Here is a 3,612-nt window from a genome sequence, read left to right on the forward strand (position 1 = left end):
TTGAAAAGAAGGTCACTCATGGCTGCTATCTCCCAAATTGCGGCAGGAGACGAACCGGCATACGCGCTCCAGTTCGTCTGCCCAGGCCTCTGACAAACCAATCGAAACACGCAGCGCGAACACCGCGGCTGCTTACGGAATCGAAAATAGAACATCGTTGGAAATTTTCAAGACCCGTTAAAAAAATTTTTATCTCCTTCCAGAGCGCAATCTCCCCTCAGCCCGTACTAAACCGGGTACGTTGCTTGCATTTCCGATTCGTGCGCGAGACGCAGACATCATTCAACGCTCACTTCCCAAGGAGTTCCCCATGGCCGCTAAGACAATGCAGGACCTGTTTATCCACGCTCTTCTGATCTTTATAGCGCGGAGAAGCAACTGACGAAGGCGCTCCCCAAGCTGGCTCGCGCCTCGACCAGTCCCGATCTGGCCGCAGCTTTCGAGACCCACCTGGAGGAAAGGCATGGCCAGATCGAGCGAATCGATCAGGTCGTCGAGGAGTGTGGCGTCAAGCTCAAGCGCATCAAGTGTGTCGCGATGGAAGGACTGGTTGAGGAAGGACAAGAGCAGATCGAGGAGATCGAAGCGGGTCCGGTTCTCGACGCCGCCCTGATCGGCACAGCGCAAAAAGTCGAGCACTATGAATCGCGACCAATGGAACGCTTGCGGCATTAGCGAAGTAGCTCGGATATAAGGAAGCCGAGAATCTGCTACTCGAGACACTTCAGGAAGAAAAAGCTACGGACGAGAAGCTCTCGACGTTGACCGAAGGCGAAGTCGCGGAAGAAGCTGCCGCTAAGTGACCACACACTCAGGGTGTTTTTACACCAAAAAGCTGAGGGGCACCTCAATTCGGCGCCCCATCAAAGCTGTGTAGGGGCGACGGTGACACCTTTGCCTGCGAGCAGGGGGCTCGGCGATCGTCGAACCTGATAGGCGGCGACCAAGCTTATAGGCCAGCGCGGTGATAGGTTACCGCGCGTCCAGCCCGTCGGGTCATGCGTCATTACTCATTTGACGGGTTGTCCGGGTCGTCTGCGCCTTTCTTCACGTTGTCCTGCCAATCGGCGCGATCCTTCTGGTTCGAACCGTTCGTTATTTCCACTTGTCCTTTTAGCTCGCGGTCTTTGTTGCGAGTCAACTTACCGGCGGCGAAGTCAACAATGCCCTTGAGTTGTTCTTTCACACCGCTCGTCTTCGCTTTGTTCATTTTTAGCCTCCATCGGAAAAACTCTGACTGCACACCGATGACGCCGGCATGCAGTCAACAATCGACCTCACTAGCTCGCTTCTTCAGAACCCAGGTCCGCACCTGTCTTGGGGTCAGCGTTCGGATTCGAGACCGTGCGAGAAGCCATCGCCTGCAGCACTTCTACGTCCGCCTCCGAGACACCTACCGTTGCCAGACCATCGCCGCCGTCGACCGCCGGTTGCGGATCCTCTACGAACTTCCAGTCGCCGCCCTCGTTCCACGGGCCGCGCGTGTCCGCTCCTTGTGACATGTTGTAGTAGACACTCGTGAATTCGGGCACGCCCGGGAGCTTGCCTTGGGGGAAGTTCGGCTGGATCGAGTGGAGCGCTTTTTCAAACGACTTCTGGTGCGCGATCTCGCGGGTCATCAGGAAGCCAAGGGCGTCTTTGATACCCGGGTCGTCCGTCACGTTGATCAATCGTTCGTAGACGATTTTGGCCCGGGCTTCAGCGGCGATGTTTGAACGCAGGTCGGCGGTCGGCTCGCCGATCGAGTCGATGTAGGCTGCGCTCCAAGGTACGCCCGCCGAATTGGTCAGGGCCGGACCGCCGCCATAAAGCAGCGCGGTCGTATGGGAATCGTTGCCGGCCGCTGTGAGCGATCGGTACAATTCCGCCTCCGATTCAACCGCTTCGGCGAGCTGGCCCTTCGCTCCCTTGTTCAGCATGGCGACGATGGAGCCGATGATCTCGAGATGACTAAGCTCTTCGGTAGCGATATCAAAGAGCATATCCTTGCGACCCGGATCGTCTTCGCCAACGGCTTGGGTAAAGTAGCGGCACGCCGCGGCGAGTTCGCCCTGCGGCCCCCCAAACTGCTCAAGCAGCAAGTTTGCGAGCCCGGGGTTCGGCGCGGCGACCCGAACGGTATATTGCAGGCGCTTGTTGTGAACGAACATAGCTTTCTCCTGTTGCGGGAACGGTGGAGGGGCGCAAAACAGGCAGCCCCGCACTGGATGAAGCAGTGTCCATTCCTAGAAGTCCGGAGCCGTTTTGATTGTCGCAATCGCGTCGATAGGGCGTTTCTATCCCTGCAACCGCACTCCAGGAAACAGCTAGCACAGGCTTGGCAGCCGTAGAAGTGAACGAGGCCTGCCCTTGTATTGAGGCTCCAGACTGGAGCGTCATTGTCTCCAGACACCCGTGGCACACTTCGCAGATAATTCGCAGAAAGCGGCTGCGCAGGAGCGGGCTGTCGACGTGGTCTTGCAGCTAGGTTAATTCGATAGCCTTCAGCTAAATCGGTTTGCGCTGCAAGCGCGTTGCCAGGATTCCATCGCAGCCAGAATGGTCCGCAATTGCGCGGGTTTCACGAAATGACGGTCGAAGCCGGATTGAATTGAGCCCGCCAGCTCGGCTGCGGCTGACAGGGCGGACACCGCTACCAGCAGTGGGGCAGGCATGGCCTTGAGATTCCGAATTTCTTTCGCTACCGCCCGACCGTCGAGGCGCGGCATCTGGATATCGAGAACAACTATCTCCGGATGCCACGCACGGTATTCGACGAGCGCGTCCAGTCCATCTCTGGCAGTTCGAGTTTCGTAGCCGTACGCCTCGAAGAACAGCACGTATGCTGTCAACAAATCAGCGTCGTCATCGGCAATGAGCAATCGCTTCGGCTTGACAGTTGACATCGGGTTTCTCCGCGTTGCCACCTCACTTCAGCAATTCGGGGACCCGTTAGAATCACACGAACTGCATTGGCGTACTATGGATTCAGCAAATATTTGTTAAAACTTCTTTCGGGGCAGACATGCGACTGGCCGACTTCATCTTGCGTGACATGGAAATCATCCTAGTGCAATGGGAGGAATTCGCTGCAACGCTGCTGCCGGCAGCAACGAACATGAAATCGTTGGCATTGCGGGACCATGCACAACAAATTCTAGAGGCGGTGGCCGCAGATCTGTTCTCTGCCCAAACTAGCGAAGCTCAACGCGTAAAAGCGTTGGGCCGGACCCCAAAACTGACCGAAGCCCCGGAGACAGCGGCGCAGACGCATGGTCATTTACGCGCTCGAAGCGGGTTCGAAATCAACCAACTTGCCGCGGAGTATCGCGCACTGCGTGCAAGCGTCCTTCGCCTGTGGATGGACGCGTGTCAGCCCCAGGCAGCTAATCCGGATGACATCATTCGATTTAACGAGGCGATCGACCAGGCACTCTCGGAATCGGTCAGTTTTTTCAGTAGCCAGGTTGACCAAGCTCGTAATCTCCTACTTGGAATGCTCGGGCACGACATGCGCAGCCCGCTTCAGGCCATCCAAATGACAGCGGTATATCTGTCGGCGCTGAACGCTGGCGACAAAGTATCGCAAGCCGCTTCTCGTATGATCCACAGCGGCGCTCGCATGCAAGCGCT

Annotated in this window: 3 protein-coding genes and 2 pseudogenes; 2 read left to right on the forward strand and 3 right to left on the reverse strand. The window is 57.0% G+C overall.

Going from position 1 to position 3,612, the window contains the following annotated elements; genetic code table 11:
- Positions 1–310: 310 nt before the first annotated feature.
- Positions 311–803, forward strand: a pseudogene (locus JWR14_RS16730) (ferritin-like domain-containing protein).
- A gap of 203 nt (positions 804–1,006) precedes the next feature.
- Here the strand turns inward: JWR14_RS16730 and JWR14_RS16735 are convergent.
- From JWR14_RS16735 to JWR14_RS16745, 3 genes are all read right to left on the reverse strand, one after another.
- A complete protein-coding gene (locus tag JWR14_RS16735; protein ID WP_299708728.1) occupies positions 1,007–1,210 on the reverse strand; it encodes a CsbD family protein in 204 nt (67 codons plus the stop codon).
- Positions 1,211–1,280: 70 nt separating this feature from the next.
- Positions 1,281–2,150 (reverse strand): manganese catalase family protein, encoded by an 870-nt coding sequence (locus tag JWR14_RS16740; RefSeq protein WP_299708731.1) that lies wholly within the window; start codon positions 2,148–2,150, stop codon positions 1,281–1,283.
- 333 nt (positions 2,151–2,483) lie between these two features.
- Positions 2,484–2,885 (reverse strand): response regulator, encoded by a 402-nt coding sequence (locus tag JWR14_RS16745; RefSeq protein ID WP_299708734.1) that lies wholly within the window; start codon positions 2,883–2,885, stop codon positions 2,484–2,486.
- A 119-nt stretch (positions 2,886–3,004) separates the two neighbouring features.
- On the opposite strand from JWR14_RS16745, the pseudogene JWR14_RS16750 reads away from it, so the two are divergent.
- Positions 3,005–3,612: pseudogene (locus JWR14_RS16750) on the forward strand (RsbRD N-terminal domain-containing protein); the annotation flags it as partial.

The sequence above is a fragment of the Caballeronia sp. genome (assembly GCF_028292365.1).
Classification (GTDB): domain Bacteria; phylum Pseudomonadota; class Gammaproteobacteria; order Burkholderiales; family Burkholderiaceae; genus Caballeronia.